We start from the raw sequence: 16,293 nt of genomic DNA on the forward strand, positions 1-16,293 counted from the left end.
CCGTAAGTCTGGTGATTGTCACATAACCTCCGCGTAACCAGATCACGTGACGCCGAGGCTACCTCCGGGGCGGTGGGCTACCCGCCCGTGACCACCCCGACCTCGACACACCGGCTGTTCCCGGCCGTCCTCGCTCTGGCCGCTGCGCTGCGCGTGCTCGTCATGCTGGCCTACGACACCGCCCAGCTGTACTGGTACGACTCCTTCACCTACCTCGACACCGCCCTGCGCATGCGCCCGCAGGGCGCCTTCCACCCGGCCGGATACTCGTGGTTCCTGTGGCTGCTGCGCCCCTTCCACAGCGTCGAACTGGTCGCCGCCGTCCAGCACACCATGGGCCTCGGCATCGCCACGATGATCTACCTGCTCCTGCGCCGCCGCGGCCTGCCCGGCTGGGCCGCGACGACGGCCGCCGTGCCCGTCCTGTTCGACACCGGGTTCCTGCGCCTGGAGCACGCCGTGCTCTCCGACCTCCAGGTGATCTTCCTGACCGTCGGCGCGATCACCGTCCTGCTGTGGCGCGAGCGCGTGGCGCCCGGCGCGGCCGCCGCGGCCGGCCTCATGCTCGCCCTGGCCGGGCTGACCCGCACGGCCGCCGTCCCCCTCATCGGGCTGGCGCTGCTCTTCCTCCTGGTACGGCGGACGCCATGGCGCACCACCGCCGCCATGGCCGCGACCGCCCTGGTGCCCCTGGTGCTGTACGCCGGCTGGTACGCCCAGCACCACGGCCGCTTCGCCCTCAGCGGCTCCGACGGCGTGGCCCTGTGGGCCAGGACGATGACCTTCGCCGACTGCGCCAGGATCCGCCCGCCGCAGGACCTGGCCCCGCTCTGCCCGAACAGCGTCCGCCTGGACGCCGCCTCCGAGTACGTCTGGGACCCCGGCGCCTCCCTGAACCTCCTCGGCGACCGCTTCGCCCACAACGACCGCGCCCGCCGCTTCGCCCTGGCCGCGATCACCGCCCAGCCCCTCGACTACCTCCGCGAGGTCGCCGAGGACACCTCACTGGCCTTCGCCTGGACGCCCACCGCGCACCCGAAACGCGTCTCGGTGCCCGACGGCGCCTTCCCCACCGGCGTCTGGAGCCTGCCCGGCCACCCCCTTGTCGCCCAGGCCCGCGCCGCCTACGACCCCGCGATCCGCGCCCAGCGCTCCGTCGAGCCCTTCGCCGGCCTCCTGGCCCGCTACCGCTGGCCCTGGCTCCTGCACGGCGGCCCCTTCTTCGCCGTGCTCCTGCTGGCGGGCCTGTCCGGCCTGGCCCGCCCGCGCCGCCCGGTCCGCCACGCGGTCGTGGACGGCGCGCGGGCCGAGGCCGCGGCCCGCTCCGCGGGTGACGCGCTGCTGCCGTGGGCGGCGGCCGTCTTCCTGCTGGTGGCACCGGTCGCCGCGCTCGACTTCGACCACCGCTACGTGCTGCCCGCCATCCCGCTGGCCTGCGTCGCGGCGGCGCTGGCGCTGAACGGCCTCCGTCGATCTCTGCCATAGGGCGGGAAATCGCCGTAGTATCCGGGCAAAACCAGCATTTGGGGGCGCCAGTTGCCGGTACAGCCTGTGAGTGTGGTCATCGACCCAGCGGTCTCCGCCGAGACGGCCGGACTCCTCCGTGCGAACGCTCACCTGCTGGCCAGGATCCGCTTAGGCTGGCGGCCCGAGCCCGTGGCGACGGAGCGCCCCCGCAGAAACCCGTCGAGCCTGCTCCTGCTGCTGGCCACGCCGCCCATGATCGCGCTGGTGGCGGTGCTGCTGGAGTCGCGCGTGGCCCCGGCGGGGTTCGTGGTGCTGGGCGCGTTCGTGGTGCTGGTCCTGGTCAGGATGGCCGCCATCAACGAGACCCCGCCGGACGGCAGGGTCCACGAGCGGATCGTCTTCGAGCAGGCCCGCTGGAACGAGGGCCGCTACCTGCTGCCCGAGGACTTCGACGCCGAGGCGCTGCCGATCCTGGCCCGCGCGCAGGAGGCCATCGGCACCGTCCTGCGCTCCCACGTCAACGCCGAGGGCCTGCTCGACGACATCCGCAACGCCGTCATGCTGCCCGCCCAGGAATGGGAGATCGCCCGCCTGCTGGCCAAGCTCTCGTCGCTGCGCACCGAGCACCGGGCGCTGCTCGGCCGGGGGGTCGCGCCGGAGGTGGCCGAGGTGGTCGCGCCGCTGGAACGTGCCCTCGACTCCAGCGAGGCCGCCGTCCTGGCGCGCGTCGAGGCCCTGGAGGGGTACGCCGGCCACGTGGCCGAGGCCGAGGCCGCCTACCATGCCCGCGGCCAGATCGAGGAACTCAGGGCCAGGCTGCCCCGCTACGAGGAACTGCTGGCCGAGTCGGGGGCCGACGCGCTGGCCGTACCCGAGATAGAACGGCTCGCCGAGGACGCCGGCCACCTCGAACAGGCCTTACGGCGGAGCGTGACGTCCGCACACGAGGCGTTTCGCCACCTCGAAGGCTGACATTAGGACAGAACGTTACATAGGATCATTTGCGTGTCCGGGCGTCAGGCGAAAGTGGTTGTCGATCCAACCGTTCCCGACCAGGCGGCGGAGCTGTTACGGCAGCACCGCAAGCTTCTCGTCCGCATGCGCGGCGGCTGGGCGCCGCCGCACAAACGGCGCAGCGTGGCGGCGCGCATCACCTACAAGATCATTCTGATCGCGATGGCGTCCTCGGCGACCGTGGCCGCGCTGGCCTTCTTCCGCGCCGCCCACTACACCACGTTCGCGTTCATCATGACCGGCGTCTCCTTCCTCATCCTGGCCTCCCTGCTCAAGCCCAACCCGGACGCCGAGGTGGAGAAACAGCTCGACTCCGAGCTCGACGTCTACGAGTGCGCCCGGCAGTACCAGGGCAGGTTCGTGCTGCGCGAGGACCTCGACGAGGCCGCCAGGGCGCTCATGCTGCGCGCGCACTGCGCGATCGACGCCGTCACCGAGTCACGGGTCAACGCCGAGGGACTGCTGGACGGCGCGCGTAACGCGATCATGCTGCCCGCGCAGGAGTGGGAGATCGCCCGGTTGCTGGCCAAGCTGTCGGGGCTGCGTTCCGAGCACCGTGAGGTCATGTCCGAGGGCGTCACCCCAGAGGTGCTCGCGGTCTCCGAGCCGCTGGCCAAGGTGCTGGTGAGCAGCGAGCGGGCGGTGACCGAGCGCGTCGAGGCGCTGGAACGCTACGCCGGGCACGTGCGCGACGCCGAGCGCGCCTACCGCGCCCGCAGCCAGATCGAACGCCTGACCGCCAAGCTGCCCCGCTACGAGGAACTGCTGGCCGAGTCGGGCGCCGACGGGCAGGCGGTGCCCGAGCTGACCGAGCTCGCCGACGACGCCGGCCGGCTGGAGCAGGCCCTGCGCGACAGTGTCAGCTCGGCGCACGAGGCGTTCCGTCATCTGGAAAGATAGGCCGATGGCCGATGTCATCGTAGATCCCGACGTGCCGGACCATGACGCTCATCTGTTACGGCGCCACGGGCCGCTGCTGGCCAGGATCCGCCGCGGATGGGCGCCACCGCGACGGACCGACGCGAGCCCGGCCCACAAGCAGAAGATGCAGCTCGGCCTGGCGGCGGCGCTCGCCATCGTGCTGGTCATCACCGTCATCAACTCCGGCTTCGACGGCTTCGGGTTCCTGCTCGGCGTCGTCACCGTGATCATCTTCATGACCGGGATCCTCCGGCGCGACATCGACCCCGCGGAAGACGAGCGCGAGACCACCCTGCGGGAGGTCTACGAGCAGGCCCGCTGGTACGAGGGCCGCTTCATCCTTCTCGGCGACCTCGACGAGTCCTCCCAGCGGCTGCTGGGCAGGGCCGGCCGGGCGATCCAGGCCGTGCTCTGCTCCCGCGTCAACGCCGAGGGCCTGCTCGACGACGTGCGCAACGGGGTCATGCTGCCGGCCGAGGAATGGGAGATCGCCCGGCTGCTGGCCAAGCTCTCCGGCTTACGCGCCCAGCATCACAGGACGGTCTCCACCGGTCTCGCGCCCGAGGTGGAGGCGGTCGCCGCGCCGCTGGCCAGGGCGCTCGACAGCAGCGAGGCGGCCGTCGTGGCCCGGGTGGAGGCGCTGGAACGCTACGCCACCCACGTGGCCGAGGCCGAGCGGGCCTTCCACGCCCACCACCAGATCGAGGAACTGCGGGGGCGGCTGCCCCAGTACGAGGAACTGGTGGCCGAGTCGGGGGCGGACGGCTTCGCCGTACCGGAGCTCGATCGGCTGGCGGACGACGCGGACCTGCTGGAGCAGGCGCTGAGGCGGAGCGTCCGCTCCGCCCACGAGGCCTTCCGCCACCTCGACCCGCACGACCGGCAGGACTCCAACGGCCTCGGCTCCGGCGACACCCCGCACCTGGGCATCAGGCCGGGCGATCCTCGCGAGAGGGACACGAGCCCGGGTGACACGAGCCCGGGTGACACCAGGCCGGGTGACACCAGGCCGGGCGACACCTGGCCCGGCGCCTGAGGGCTCAGCCTCTGCCGGAGCTCGCGGCCGCCTGCAGCAGCACGTCGGCCAGCGCGTCGGCGGCGTCCACGCGGCCGAGCTTGCGCGCCGCCTCCGCCATCGCCGCCCGCAGCGCCGGGTCGGCCAGCATCGGCATCAGCTCCGCCAGCAGCATCTCGGCCGTCGGCCGCGGCTCCAGCAGCGCCCGCGCCGCCCCGGACGAGGCCAGGTAGGAGGCGTTCTTGCGCTGCTCGTCGCCGCCGGTCGGAATGAGCGGGACCAGCACCGACGGCTTGCCCACGGCGGTCAGCTCCGAGACCGTCCCCGCGCCGCTGCGCGCCACCACCACGTCGGCGGCGGCGAACAGGTCGGGCAGCTCCGCGCCCACGTAGGGCACGGGATGGTAGCGGTCGGCCAGTCCGGGAGGCAGCGGCACGGACCGCATGTGCTCGATCCACGCCGGGCCGCACTGATGCACGATCTGCGCGTGCCGCAGCAGCACCGGCAGGCTCTCGGAGATCAGCGTGTTGATCTGCTTGCTGCCCTGGGCGCCGCCGGTCACGTAGATGAGCGGCACCTCGAAGGTGAGCCCGAAGTGGTCGTAGGCGGCGGCGCGGTCACCGCGCAGCAGCTCGGGGCGGATCGGGTTGCCGGTCACGACCGCCTTGGCGCGGGCCGACTCGGGCAGGTACTCCAGCGACGACTCGTGCGACAGCGCGATGCGGGTGGCGAGCCGGGACAGGATGCGGTTGGCCAGGCCCACCACGGTCGTCTGCTCGTGCATGACCAGCGGGCGGCGGATCAGCTTGGCCGCCACCCCGATCGGCACCGCGACGTAACCGCCCGTCGACAGCACCACGTCGGGCAGGTACTTGGCGGCGTGCCCGACCGCCTGCGCGACGCCCACGGGGATGCGGAAGACGTCGGCGACGTTGGTGCCCAGCTCGCGCAGGTTGGGACGGCGGCGCAGCTTGCCCGTCGTGATCGCCTTGAAGGGGATGCCGTGCTCGGCGGTGATCCTGGCCTCCAGGCCGTTCGCGGTGCCCACCCAGAGCACGTCGTGCGGCAACTGCCGCCGTTGCACCGCGGCCAGGGTGGTGAGGGCCGGGTACGTGTGACCGCCGGTGCCGCCGCCGGTGATCAGGAGTCGCAGGGTTCGTGCCATGCGATCAGAGTATTGCCGCACAGCGGAAACCGGTGTGCCCAGTCGAGGAGTCCGGCGTGTTCATGGTGCGCGCGGCGACCCGGTAGCGGTTGCAGTAGGAGTCGTGGCACATGTACGAACCCCCGCGAATGACCTTAGCGTCGCCGGCCTCCGGACCTGTGGGATTTTCCGCGAAATCCCGCCATGAGGTGCCCCACCAGTCGGCCGTCCACTCCCAGACGTTGCCCGAGACGTTGTAGAGCCCGTAACCGTTCGGCTGGAAGGACTTCACCGGCACGGTGCCTTTGCTGGGCGCGCTGGGGAAGGGACCTTCCCAGATGTTGCACCGGCGGCGTCCCTTGGGGGCGAGCTCGTCCCCCCACGGGTACTTCGCCCGTTCCAGCCCGCCGCGTGCGGCCTTCTCCCATTCGGCCTCGGTCGGCAGCCGCTTGCCGGCCCAGGTGGCGTAGGCGTGGGCGTCGTTCCACGACACGTGCACGACCGGATGGTTCTGCCGGTCGCCCACCGTCGACCCGGGGCCCTCCGGCGTCCGCCAGGCGGCCCCCTCGACCCCGGCCCACCAGGGCGCCTGCGGCACCGAGGCGTCCATGATCCCGCCGGTGGCGAAGGGACGGAACACGAACGACCACCCGATGGCCTCCGCCTCGGTGACGTACCCGGTCTCCTTCGCGAACGTCGCGAACTGCGCGTTGGTCACACACGCCGGATCGATGAGGAACGCGTCCACCCGCACCTCCCGCACGGGCCCCTCGCCGTCGCCCGGCCGCCCGTCGGCGTCGTCGCCGCCCATCAGGAACGGCCCGCCGGGCACCCGCGCCATCCCGCGCGGCGCCTGCCGCCTGGGCGTCACCTCCACCTGGTACGGCACCGCCCCGGCATCCCTGCCGGGCCCGCAGCACGACTCCACCTGCACCCCTTCACCCGTCCCGGTTTCCTAGGCAGAGTAGCCCCCGCGTATGCCCGCATATGATCCGATCCCCGCAGGCGGCCCTCCACTTCGCCGCAAGGCCCGTGGACCGGTAGCGTTCCTGCCATGCGACTCGGCGTTCTGGACATCGGCTCCAATACCGTCCATCTCCTCGTCGTGGACGCCCACCGCGGCGCGCGTCCCATCCCCGCCTACTCCCACAAGGAGGAGCTGCGCCTGTCGGAGCACCTGGAGAAGGGCGACACGCTCTCCTCCAAGGGCGTCGAACGGCTCGGCGCCTTCGTCGAGGAAGCGCTCCAGATCGCCGAGGACAAGGGCGTGGAGGACTTCCTGGCCTTCGCCACCTCCGCCGTCCGCGACGCCGCCAACGGCGAGCAGGTGCTCTCCGAGATCGACGCCCGCTGCGGTGTCGACATCCAGACGCTCACCGGCCAGGACGAGGCGAGGCTGACGTTCCTGGCGGTGCGCCGCTGGTTCGGCTGGTCGTCGGGCCGGCTGCTCGCCTTCGACATCGGCGGCGGCTCCCTGGAGCTGGCCGCGGGCGTGGACGAGGAGCCGGACGTGGCCGTCTCGCTCCCGCTGGGCGCCGGGCGGCTGACCCGCGACTGGTTCACCGCCGACCCGCCGCCGGTCGCCGAGGTGCGCAAGCTCCGCAGGCACGTGCGCGCCGAGATAGCCCGCACGGTCGGCGACATCGTCCGCTATGGCCAGCCCGACCGCGCCGTGGCCACCTCCAAGACGTTCAAGCAGCTGGCCAGGCTGGCCGGCGGCGCCCCCTCCAGCGACGGCCCGTACGTCTCGCGCTCGCTGACCAGGGAGGCGCTGGCCGACTGGACGGTCAAGCTCACCACGATGGACGCCGCCACCCGCCGTCAGCTGCCGGGCGTCTCGGAGGGCCGGGCGATGCAGCTGGCCGCGGGCGCGATCGTGGCCGACGCCACGATGGACCTGTTCGAGGTGGAGCGTCTGGAGGTCTGCCCGTGGGCGCTGCGCGAGGGCGTCATCCTGCGCCGCCTCGACCTTCTCCCCAGCCGTGTGGTGCGCACCACATAGACGCATAAAGCCCGCTATATCGGGCAGGGCATGGTGCCATGTTGACGATGCTCGGCATGGCCGCCTCCCTGACGATCACCCTCCTGCTGTGCTTCCTGGCCGTTCTGCTCATCTCGGCGCTCACCCTCGTCGTGCTCGGCGTACTGGCCAGACCCCGCTGAACGGTCAGAGGGACAGGCCCGCGGCGCCGGCCTCGAAACGCAGCCGCTTCTCCAGCGACACGACCGCGCCGTTCTCGCGCCGGTTGGTGAAACGCACGTCGTCGGCCAGCGCACGCATGATGAGCAGCCCCCGCCCGCTCTCCGCGCTCTCCTTGGGCTCACGGACCTGGTGGGGGTCGAAGCCGCCGCCGGTGTCCACGACCCTGATCACACACAGGTCGTCGTGGACGCCGGCGGTCACCATGTACTCGTCGCTCGGCGCGGCGTGCCGTACGACATTGGTGCAGGCCTCGCTCAGCATGAGCTCGATGTCGTCCCTGATCTGGGGAACGACGCCGAGCGATCGGAGCGTGCCGTCGAACATCTGACGGATGAGCGGCACGCTCGCGGCGTCTCTGGGCAGTCTCAGCGCGATGGTCGCCTCCATGGGCGCACCATGCCCGGAACCTCGCCGGTTATGCGTCCCTAAGACTCCAGCAGGCTGATCGCGACCTCCAGGGTCGCCTTCCTGCGCTCCTCCGGGCCGGCGTCCACGTCCTGGGTCAGCCACATGCCGGCGTGCAGGCTGAAGATCGCCAGCGTGCGCCTGATTCTGGTGGTCAGCGGGTCGCCGGGCTCGACGAGCTCGGCGATCACCTCCAGCATCTTCTCCCGCATCCGCAGGATCTTCGGGTGGTCGCGCAGGGCCGTCTGGTTGCGTTCGAGGAAGCGGGCCAGCCCGGCCTGGCGCGGCCGGTCGAGGCTCTCGGCGTAGCGCACGATGAGCTCGCGGCGGGTCTCGGGCGTGCGGGGCTGCTCCCGCAGCCACTCCAGCAGTTCCTCGATCTCGGCGACACGGTCGTCGGCGAGGCTCGCGACGATGTCGTCCTTCGTCTTGAAGTGGTAGTAGAGCGCGGCCTTGGTGACGCCGAGCTCCTCGGCGATCTCCCGCAGGGAGGTCGCCTCGTAGCCCTGCTCGGTGAAGAGCCTGAGGGCGATCTGCTGGATCCGCGATCGGGTGTCTTCCCGCAATGTGCACCTATTTCGAGGGATTAGTACGTAGTCTAGTCTAAGCTTGCCGGTCGGCAAGTAAGTAAGATCCAAAACTGGGGGTGTAATCGTGGAAAGACGGCGCGAAGTCATGGTCGTCCTCCCTGGCCTGATGCTCGCGATGGTCCTGGCGATGCTCGACAACATGATCGTGGGTACGGCGATGCCGCGCATCGTCGGCGAGCTGGGCGGCGTCACCCATCTGTCCTGGGTCGTCACCGCATACGTGCTGGGCACCACCGTCTCCACCCCGATCTGGGGGAAGATCGGCGACCTGTACGGGCGCAAGACCATCTTCATGGTCTCCATCGTCATCTTCATGATCGGTTCGGTGCTGTGCGGCATGGCCGGATCCGAGCTGCTCGGCGGCCCCGAGGGCGGCATGATGGAGCTCATCGCCTTCCGTGCCATCCAGGGCCTGGGCGCCGGCGGCCTCATGGTCAACGTCATGGCCATCATCGGCGACCTCGTCCCGCCGCGCGAGCGCGGCCAGTACCAGGGCATCACCGCCGGCGTCATGTCGCTGGCGATGATCGCCGGCCCGCTGGTCGGCGGCTTCATCACCGACCACCTCGACTGGCGCTGGGCCTTCTACGTGAACCTGCCCGTCGGCGGCCTCGCCCTCGCCTGGCTCGCGGTCAAGCTCAAGCTCCCCAAGCACGTCAACCAGGTGCGCATCGACTGGCTGGGCGCGATCCTGCTGTCGATCAGCATCACCGCGATGGTGCTCGTCACGGCCTGGGGCGGCAGCCAGTACGCCTGGAGCTCCCCGCAGATCCTCGGCCTGGGCGCGCTGGCCATCGTGACGCTGGCCGCGTTCATCCCGATCGAGCGCCGCGCCGCCGAGCCGATCATGCCGCTGCAGCTCTTCCGCAACCGCAACTTCACGCTGATCTCGGCCATCGGCTTCCTGCTGGGCTTCGCGATGTTCGGCGCGATCAACTTCCTGCCGCTCTACCAGCAGACCGTCCAGGGCGCCTCGGCCACCAACTCCGGCCTGCTCCTGCTGCCGATGATGGGCGCCGCGATGGTCGTCTCGATCTTCGTGGGCAAGGCCATCACCGCCACCGGCAAGTACAAGCTCTACCCGATCCTCGGCGGCGTCGGCATGGCGCTCGGCATGTGGCTGCTCTCGCTCATGGGCGTGGGCACCCCGGAGTGGCAGACCGGCCTGTTCATCGGCGTGCTCGGTGTCGGCATGGGCTTCCTCATGCAGACCACGATGCTCATCGCCCAGAACAGCGTCGAGCAGCGCGACCTCGGCGTCGCCTCCAGCACCTCGACGTTCTTCCGCTCGATCGGCGGCTCGTTCGGCGTCTCGGTGTTCGGCGCGATCTTCAACAACCACCTGTTGTCCGGGATGACCGAGCGCCTCGGGGCGGAGGAGGCCGCGCGCCTGGCGGGCGGCGGGGGCCGCCTGGACCCGGCGACCCTGGCCGCCATGGTGCCGAGTGAGCGCGCCGGAGTGCTGGAGTCGCTGGCCGGGGCCACCTCCAACATCTTCTGGTGGGCCATCCCGTTCGCGGTCGTCGTACCGCTGCTGGCGCTGTTCATCAAGGAGATCCCGCTGCGGGGCGGCGCGCCCGAGCCCGCGCAGGAGCCAGAGGAGTCGCTCAAGGGAGCCTGAACAACTGGTCGAGCGCGGTCACCTTGAGCAGCCGGCGCAGGTGCGGGCTGACCGCGACCAGCCGCAGGGCCGCGCCCTCCGACTCGGCCTGCTGGTGGAGGCGGACGAGCGCGGCCAGGCCGGAGGAGTCGATGAAGGAGACCCCGGCCAGGTCCAGGTCGAGACGGTGGTAGCCGGACTCGAACACCAGCCCGGAGAGTTTCGCGGCAGTGTCGAAGGCGAGGTCGCCGGTCAGCGAGAGCCTGACGGTGCCCGGGACGGGAGTGGCGACCTCGACGCGCAGCGGGGTCTTGTCGAGCACGCCACCAGCCTACGACGAGGGAAAAATCGGAGGCGGAAAACCCGATAGATCGGGACAATATCCTGCATGAACACCCATCGGATCCGGCGCCCGCAGATCGAGGACGCCGCCGCCATCCACGACCTCGTCTCCGCCTGCGACCTGGCGGTGCTCGGCCGCGTCGACACCACGCTCGAGGACATCGCCGACGAGCTGGTCGAGCCCGAGTTCGACCGCGACACCGACGGCTGGCTGGCCGAGGACTCCGATGGGCGCCCGGTCGGCTGGGCGTGGGCCTGCCGTAAGGGCGACAGCGACAACGTCGACGTGGAGGTCCTGGTACGGCCCGGCACCGAAGGCCTGTCCGCGGGCCTGTGGGCGCTGGTGCTCGGCAGGGCCAAGGAGATCGCCGCCGAGCTCGGCCACGGCGGCGCCACCGTCGACATCGGCGTCTACCGGGACGACGAGGCCAAGCGGGCCGAGGCCGGCGCGAAGGGCTTCCAGCCCGCCACCAGCTTCCACCGCATGCGCGTCGACTTCACCGCCCCGCCCGCGGCCCCGGAACCGCTGCCCGGCCTCACCCTGCACACCGGCGAGGACGACGAGGTACGCCGCCAGGCCCACCTCGTCCACCAGGAGGGCTTCGCCGACCACTTCGGCTTCACCAAGGTCGGCTACGACGCCTGGTACCAGCGGCGCGCGGCCCAGAGCGTCAACGACTGGTCACAGCTCATCGTGGCCAGGGTGGACGGCGAGCCCGCCGCCATGCTCCACGCCAACAACGCCTTCGTCCCCGACGAGGACTGCGGCTACGTCGGCACGCTGGCCACCCTGCCCGCCTACCGGGGCCGCGGCCTGGGCCGCCACCTGCTGCTCCAGGCGTTCGCCGCCGACCACGCCCGCGGCAGGAAGGGCACGATCCTGCACGTCGACTCCAACAACACCACCCCGGCGCTCGGCCTCTACACCTCGGCCGGCATGAGCCCGGTCATGGTCATCGACGTGTGGCGCCGCCGGGTCTGAGGACGTCGTCAGGCCCTGACCCGGTGCGCGGCCAGATGCTCCAGCACCGACTGGTTGGCCTCCCACCCGTCGGGGAACTTCACCGGCACGCCCAGCTGCACCGGCTCGGCCGACGGGTGGGCGTCCAGGAGTTCGGCGATGCCCGCCCGCGCCACCACCACGCACGCGTGCCGATGCCGCGAGGCCAGCACGCACAGCCGTCCCGACTCCAGATGGAAGGCGGTCGCGTCACGCCGCCCCGACAGCGGGTGCAGCACGATCGTCACGTCGTACTCGCGGCCCTGCAGCCGGTTGGCGGTGTCCACGGTGATCTCCGGCGGCAGCCCCGCGTTCCTGATCGCCGCCACCTGGTCGCGGTGGGCCGCGCCGACCGCGATGCGCTCGGCCGTCACCGGCCGCTCGCCCTGCTCAGAGCTCGCCACCGCGCCCCGCTGCAGCAGCCGCGCCGCCAGCAGCGCCACCGCCTGCACGGCCTCGCCGTCGGTGCGGACCGTGTGCCGGTTCGGCAGCTCCAGCAGCGACCACCCCGAGCGCGCCGCCTCCTCCAGCGCCCGGTCGTGCACGGTCCCGAGCCCGCCCGTGCTCAGCTCCAGCCGCCGCTCACCGGGCCCGGTGCCCGAGGTGAAGCCGGTGAACGGATAGAAGGCCCGCGAGACCACCGGCGCCGCCGAGGCCGGCAGCCGCCAGGAGACCGGCAGCCGGTGCACCGGCAGGTCGCCGTTGTGGCGCAGCAGGACCGACACCGCGCTCTGCAGCGGATCCCACGACAGCCCCGACCAGCGGTCCGCCTCCACGATCGAGAACGGGTCGAGCTGGCCGGGATCGCCCACGAACAACGCCCGCTCGAACAGCGCGGCGATGCGCAGCAGCTTGTCCGAGCGCATCTGGTACGCCTCGTCCACGATCGCCCACGGCCAGGTGCGTCCGGAGATCCACGCCCACTTGTCGGAGGTGGCCAGGACGATGTCCGGGTCGCCCAGGTCCTGGATGCGGGTGCCGACGGTGACGCCGGGAAGCTCCAGCAGCCGGCGCGGCGGCACGTACCCGCCGGCCGACAGCCGCCCGACGGTCAGGTCCGGGTGCTTGTCGCTGATGCGGGTGACAAGGTCGTCGACCTGCTCGTTGGTCTGCGCCACGATCATCAGCGGCTCGCCCGTCGCCGCGATGTGCGCCGCGGCCCGCACCACGAGCGTCGACTTGCCCGCGCCGGGCGGGGAGTCGACCACCACGCCGCGGTGTCTGGGCAGGTCGGCCAGGACGTTCTGGATGACCTCCTCGGGGCTCACTCCCACGCCTCCCTGGCGTCGTCGTCGTTCGGCACGTACTCCAGCGGCGGGCCGCCGTGCGTCCACGGGGTCGCCTCGGGCTCGGGCAGCGTCGCGGCGCCCTGGAAGTCGTCGGTCAGCGTGGTGTAGCAGACCCGCTCGCCGACCTCGGGGACCGAGCCGGGGGCGGGCGTCTTGCCCCTGCCCATCCCCTTGGTGATCTTCAAGGTGACCAGGCCGCCGCCCGCCTCGACCAGCTCGGCGCCCTGGCCCCTGCGCTGCGGGGTGCCGAGGGCGCTGCCGGGCGGCAGCCGTACCGGATCGTCGGTCTTGACCACCACGAGCGGGCGCAGCTTGCGCGAACGGCCCTCGCCCTCGAAGTTGTCCGGCTCGGTCTGCACCACCTCGCCGGCGAACGCCTCGCCCGACAGCCGGTGGTCGGCCATGATCAGCGGGTCGTCGTAGGCGCGCTGCACGTCGTAGGAGGCCTGGGCGCGCTCCATGCGCGACAGGCGGGAGGCGGCGGCGACCGCGCCGTCGCGGCGGGCCTGCGGTGGGCCGCCCTCGGCGAGCTGCGTGGCGAAACCGCTGTAGGAGCCGCGGTCCAGCTCCCACCGCTGCGCCACGCTGGCGCCTTCGGGCAGTGCCCGCAGCAGGTCGGCCGCCTGCCACATCAGCCGCCACGTGGGCTCCAGCTGGGTGCGCAGCGCCTCGGTGATGCGCTCGGCCGAGCCGTTCTCGATCGCGGGCGCCAGCACCTCGGAGTCGAAGCCGGGGTCGGTGGCGGGCCCGGCGGGCGGCCAGACCAGCGGGTCCTCGGCCTCGTCGGAGGGGCGTCCCTCGACCCACGCCATCAGGGCGGCCAGGTTGGCGTCCTCCAGCGCGCTCTGCCCGCTGGCCCAGTGGCGGCCCAGCTCCTCGGTCACGGCCAGCGTCAGCGACGAACCCGGGTAGGCGGCGCGCTCGGCCAGATACGTCAGCCAGCGGCCCAGCAGCGGCACGCCCTCCGGCACCGGGTACGGGCCGTCGACGCGGCGAAAGCGGGTCGAACGGCCCAGCAGCGCGGTGAACGCCACGCCCACGCGGTTGGGCAGCAGCACCTGCGGCGCGTCGAGCGCGCGCTCGTAGGGGTCGGCGTTCTTGCGCTCGACCGTCTCGGTGTCGGCCAGGAAGCTCTCCAGATACGGCAGCAGCAGCCCGGCCAGCTCCGCGGTGAAGGCGAAGCGCAGGTCGCGGTTGCGCGGCTGGGCCACCACCAGCAGCTGGGGCGCCTGCCGGTCGGTGCCGAACATGGCGGCCAGCGGCGCGGCGGCCTCGCCGGACAGCTTCAGCGGGATGAACACCATCGGCCGCTCGGACAGGTGGCAGTGCCGCACGGTCGCGATCGGCTGCGCCCGCCCCTCCTGCAGGGCGCGCAGCTTGGCCAGCGACGTCAGGAGACTCATGCGAGGCAGTCCTGGCGCAGCCGCTCGGCGCCGCGCAGCAGGCGGGCGATCTCCTCCTGCCCCTCGCGCGGGGCCCGGGTGCCGTCGGCCAGGCCGAGCGCCTCCTCGACGCCGGCCACCCCGCCCAGCTCGTCGCGGACGTTGCGGCCCAGCAGGTCGGAGGCGCCCTCCTCGCGGGCCTCGTCCCGGCAGAAGAAGCACAGGTCGCAGGTGGACAGGCAGTCGGGCGCGTAACGGGCGGCGACCGCGCGCAGCGCGTCGGCGAGGTCCGCGGCGCGGCGCAGCGGCAGGCCGTCCTCGCCCGGCTCCAGGTCGAAGGTGAGCTCCTCCGGCAGTTCCTCCAGCAGCCGGTCGAGCGTGGTCATCCTGGTCAGCTGCCTGCGCAGCACCGCGAGCTGCCTGCGCACGTCCACCAGTTTCGCGACCGGGCGGTTGGCGAAGTTCTCGGGGCAGACCAGGACCACGTCGTGGGAGACGGCCAGCGGGTCGTGGCCGAGCTCCTCCAGCATGGTGCGCAGCGCCAGCACGTACACGGCCGCCTGCCGCGCGGCCGCCGCGACCGCGGCCGGGTCGGCCTGGCCGTCCACGATCGCGAACGACTTGATCTCCACGATGTGGAAGCGGCCCTCCAGCTGGAAGGCGACCACGTCCGGCTCCAGGTAGGCGGTGTGGCCGGCGATGTCCAGGCTCAGCAGCGGGTGGTCGTAGAGCGTGCCCGCGTCGTGCTCGCCCCTGGCCGCCCGGTCGAACAACGCGCGGGTGTGGGCGTGGCGCAGGTGCGCGCCCACGTTCTCCACGTCGTGGTAGGCGACCTCGGCGATCGGCAGCTCCAGCAGCTCGCGCAGCATGCGCAGCAGCTCGGCGCAGCCGTCGGACTTGACCAGCGCCTCGAACTGGTTGCCGCGGGTGATCGCGAACGGCGACTGCCCGAACGGCGCGGGAAAGCCCAGATGCCGCGCGGCCGCGTCCTTGTCCACCCCCGCGCCGTCCATGAGCGCCCGGCGCGCGCAACCCGGATTCGCGGCCAGTGCCGCGATGGCCCGCGCGTCGTGCGGCTTCGGCGGTGTCGTCCCCCGCAGCGCGTCGATCCGTCTCACGCCGTGATCCCTTCCTTGCCGAGGGCGCCGACGTTGGCGGCGCTCAGGAGCGCGGCGCCGAACAGCCGCGCGGGGTCGTCCAGTTGCTCGCGCGCGCGGGCCGCCAGCCCGGCCCGGTCGCGCGTGTCCCGATCAAGGTGTACGGCCAGCTCCGCCAGCGCCATCTCGGCCACGCGGCCGGGATCGACGTCCTTGCCCAGCTCGACCAGCTCACCGCCGGGGATGTTGCGCCCCATCCTGGCCACCAGCCGCAGTGACTCCGGCGACGGGCCCGCGCTGCGCTGGATGTGCCGGGCCACCGCCGCCGCGCAGGTCAGGAAGTCGACCCTCGGGCTCAGCGGCCCCACCACCCGCCGCTCCAGCGGCCAGGTGCTCAGTGTGAGCAGGCCCCGGGCGGGGGAGAGGCGGTCGGTCAGGGCGGCGCACAGGTAGTACGGCCGGCCGTACGGGCTGGAGCGGAAGGAACGTTCCTCGTCGCGGCGGATGCTGGTGAGCTGCGCGGAACGCAGCCCGCCGGAGAAGAACGCCTCGCTGACCGCCACGATCAGCCGGGGCTGGGCGGGGGCGCCGAGCGCGTCGAGCGCCTGGTGCACCCGTTCGCGCACGGTCGTGGCGCCGGCCCGCTTGCCGCCCGGGGTCTGGACGGGGGAGCTGACCAGGGAGTCCCAGGTGCGTTCCGCGGCGCGCAGGTCGGCGCGCAGGCCCCGGGCGGTGACCGCGTCACGGGCGCGCATGGCGCGGCGCACCCCGGCGCGGAGTTCGTCGATGCGCCTCTCCAGCTGGTCCAGCCGGTCACTCATGGC

General features: G+C 72.2%; 17 protein-coding genes. 8 read left to right on the forward strand and 9 right to left on the reverse strand.

Annotation, left to right across the window (positions count from 1 at the left end; all coding sequences use genetic code 11):
• Positions 1-87: 87 nt before the first annotated feature.
• From ACIBI5_RS42085 to ACIBI5_RS42100, 4 genes are all read left to right on the forward strand, one after another.
• Entirely contained in the window at positions 88-1,485 is a 1,398-nt protein-coding gene (locus ACIBI5_RS42085; RefSeq protein WP_397255526.1) for a hypothetical protein, read from the forward strand.
• A gap of 72 nt (positions 1,486-1,557) precedes the next feature.
• A complete protein-coding gene (locus ACIBI5_RS42090) occupies positions 1,558-2,439 on the forward strand; it encodes a hypothetical protein (RefSeq protein WP_397255528.1) in 882 nt (293 codons plus the stop codon).
• 33 nt (positions 2,440-2,472) lie between these two features.
• Positions 2,473-3,381: a hypothetical protein gene (locus tag ACIBI5_RS42095; RefSeq protein WP_397255530.1), complete on the forward strand. Its 909-nt coding sequence runs from the start codon at positions 2,473-2,475 to the stop codon at positions 3,379-3,381.
• A gap of 4 nt (positions 3,382-3,385) precedes the next feature.
• Positions 3,386-4,438, forward strand: coding sequence for a hypothetical protein (locus ACIBI5_RS42100; RefSeq protein ID WP_397255532.1), 1,053 nt, complete (start codon positions 3,386-3,388; stop codon positions 4,436-4,438).
• A 4-nt stretch (positions 4,439-4,442) separates the two neighbouring features.
• Here ACIBI5_RS42100 and ACIBI5_RS42105 read toward each other — a convergent pair whose 3' ends face one another.
• Positions 4,443-5,582: a UDP-N-acetylglucosamine--N-acetylmuramyl-(pentapeptide) pyrophosphoryl-undecaprenol N-acetylglucosamine transferase gene (locus ACIBI5_RS42105; RefSeq protein ID WP_397255534.1), complete on the reverse strand. Its 1,140-nt coding sequence runs from the start codon at positions 5,580-5,582 to the stop codon at positions 4,443-4,445.
• Positions 5,583-5,586: 4 nt separating this feature from the next.
• Positions 5,587-6,402 (reverse strand): formylglycine-generating enzyme family protein, encoded by an 816-nt coding sequence (locus ACIBI5_RS42110; protein WP_397255744.1) that lies wholly within the window; start codon positions 6,400-6,402, stop codon positions 5,587-5,589.
• Between the two features lie 213 nt (positions 6,403-6,615).
• Between ACIBI5_RS42110 and ACIBI5_RS42115 the strand changes: the two genes are divergently transcribed.
• Complete coding sequence (locus ACIBI5_RS42115) at positions 6,616-7,563, forward strand: Ppx/GppA family phosphatase (protein WP_397255536.1); 948 nt, start codon at positions 6,616-6,618, stop codon at positions 7,561-7,563.
• Between the two features lie 38 nt (positions 7,564-7,601).
• Positions 7,602-7,724 (forward strand): hypothetical protein, encoded by a 123-nt coding sequence (locus ACIBI5_RS42120; protein ID WP_379623248.1) that lies wholly within the window; start codon positions 7,602-7,604, stop codon positions 7,722-7,724.
• 4 nt (positions 7,725-7,728) lie between these two features.
• Here the strand turns inward: ACIBI5_RS42120 and ACIBI5_RS42125 are convergent, their stop codons facing one another.
• Both ACIBI5_RS42125 and ACIBI5_RS42130 read right to left on the reverse strand, forming a co-directional pair.
• Positions 7,729-8,151, reverse strand: a complete 423-nt coding sequence (locus ACIBI5_RS42125; RefSeq protein ID WP_397255538.1) for an ATP-binding protein — start codon at positions 8,149-8,151, stop codon at positions 7,729-7,731.
• 38 nt (positions 8,152-8,189) lie between these two features.
• Positions 8,190-8,735, reverse strand: a complete 546-nt coding sequence (locus ACIBI5_RS42130) for a TetR/AcrR family transcriptional regulator (RefSeq protein WP_397255541.1) — start codon at positions 8,733-8,735, stop codon at positions 8,190-8,192.
• Between the two features lie 88 nt (positions 8,736-8,823).
• Here ACIBI5_RS42130 and ACIBI5_RS42135 point away from each other — a divergent pair, with 88 nt between their 5' ends.
• The gene (locus tag ACIBI5_RS42135) at positions 8,824-10,380 is read left to right on the forward strand and encodes an MDR family MFS transporter (RefSeq protein WP_397255543.1); all 1,557 of its coding nucleotides are present in this window, start codon (positions 8,824-8,826) and stop codon (positions 10,378-10,380) included.
• Here the strand turns inward: ACIBI5_RS42135 and ACIBI5_RS42140 are convergent.
• Positions 10,367-10,681 carry an STAS domain-containing protein gene (locus ACIBI5_RS42140; RefSeq protein ID WP_397255545.1) on the reverse strand — a complete coding sequence of 105 codons (315 nt, stop codon included), beginning with the start codon at positions 10,679-10,681 and terminating at the stop codon, positions 10,367-10,369. The two genes, ACIBI5_RS42135 and ACIBI5_RS42140, sit on opposite strands and share 14 nt — an antisense overlap.
• A 66-nt stretch (positions 10,682-10,747) precedes the next feature.
• Here ACIBI5_RS42140 and ACIBI5_RS42145 point away from each other — a divergent pair, with 66 nt between their 5' ends.
• On the forward strand, positions 10,748-11,683 hold the full coding sequence (locus ACIBI5_RS42145) for a GNAT family N-acetyltransferase (protein WP_397255547.1): 936 nt from the start codon (positions 10,748-10,750) through the stop codon (positions 11,681-11,683).
• An 8-nt stretch (positions 11,684-11,691) separates the two neighbouring features.
• On the opposite strand, the gene ACIBI5_RS42150 is transcribed toward ACIBI5_RS42145, so the two are convergent.
• From ACIBI5_RS42150 to ACIBI5_RS42165, 4 genes are read right to left on the reverse strand one after another with little or no spacing between them, the layout of a single operon-like run.
• Positions 11,692-12,969, reverse strand: a complete 1,278-nt coding sequence (locus tag ACIBI5_RS42150) for an AAA family ATPase (protein ID WP_397255549.1) — start codon at positions 12,967-12,969, stop codon at positions 11,692-11,694.
• The gene (locus ACIBI5_RS42155) at positions 12,966-14,393 is read right to left on the reverse strand and encodes a hypothetical protein (RefSeq protein WP_397255551.1); all 1,428 of its coding nucleotides are present in this window, start codon (positions 14,391-14,393) and stop codon (positions 12,966-12,968) included. The genes ACIBI5_RS42150 and ACIBI5_RS42155 overlap by 4 nt, the downstream gene beginning before the upstream one ends.
• Positions 14,390-15,490, reverse strand: coding sequence for a hypothetical protein (locus tag ACIBI5_RS42160; RefSeq protein ID WP_397255553.1), 1,101 nt, complete (start codon positions 15,488-15,490; stop codon positions 14,390-14,392). Before ACIBI5_RS42160 ends, ACIBI5_RS42155 begins: the two co-directional genes overlap by 4 nt.
• On the reverse strand, positions 15,487-16,290 hold the full coding sequence (locus ACIBI5_RS42165; protein WP_397255555.1) for a hypothetical protein: 804 nt from the start codon (positions 16,288-16,290) through the stop codon (positions 15,487-15,489). Before ACIBI5_RS42165 ends, ACIBI5_RS42160 begins: the two co-directional genes overlap by 4 nt.
• Positions 16,291-16,293 lie beyond the last annotated feature (3 nt).

The organism is Nonomuraea sp. NPDC050540 (assembly GCF_044457485.1).
Lineage (GTDB): Bacteria > Actinomycetota > Actinomycetes > Streptosporangiales > Streptosporangiaceae > Nonomuraea.

Bases quoted from the DNA above. Each gene is read 5' to 3' on its own strand.
- ACIBI5_RS42155 (WP_397255551.1), bottom strand. From the start codon at position 14,393: ATGAGTCTCCTGACGTCGCTGGCCAAGCTGCGCGCCCTGCAGGAGGGG.
- ACIBI5_RS42110 (WP_397255744.1), bottom strand. From the start codon at position 6,402: ATGGCGCGGGTGCCCGGCGGGCCGTTCCTGATGGGCGGCGACGACGCC.
- ACIBI5_RS42105 (WP_397255534.1), bottom strand. From the start codon at position 5,582: ATGGCACGAACCCTGCGACTCCTGATCACCGGCGGCGGCACCGGCGGT.
- ACIBI5_RS42100 (WP_397255532.1), top strand. From the start codon at position 3,386: ATGGCCGATGTCATCGTAGATCCCGACGTGCCGGACCATGACGCTCAT.
- ACIBI5_RS42125 (WP_397255538.1), bottom strand. From the start codon at position 8,151: ATGGAGGCGACCATCGCGCTGAGACTGCCCAGAGACGCCGCGAGCGTG.
- ACIBI5_RS42120 (WP_379623248.1), top strand. From the start codon at position 7,602: ATGTTGACGATGCTCGGCATGGCCGCCTCCCTGACGATCACCCTCCTG.
- ACIBI5_RS42115 (WP_397255536.1), top strand. From the start codon at position 6,616: ATGCGACTCGGCGTTCTGGACATCGGCTCCAATACCGTCCATCTCCTC.
- ACIBI5_RS42145 (WP_397255547.1), top strand. From the start codon at position 10,748: ATGAACACCCATCGGATCCGGCGCCCGCAGATCGAGGACGCCGCCGCC.
- ACIBI5_RS42165 (WP_397255555.1), bottom strand. From the start codon at position 16,290: ATGAGTGACCGGCTGGACCAGCTGGAGAGGCGCATCGACGAACTCCGC.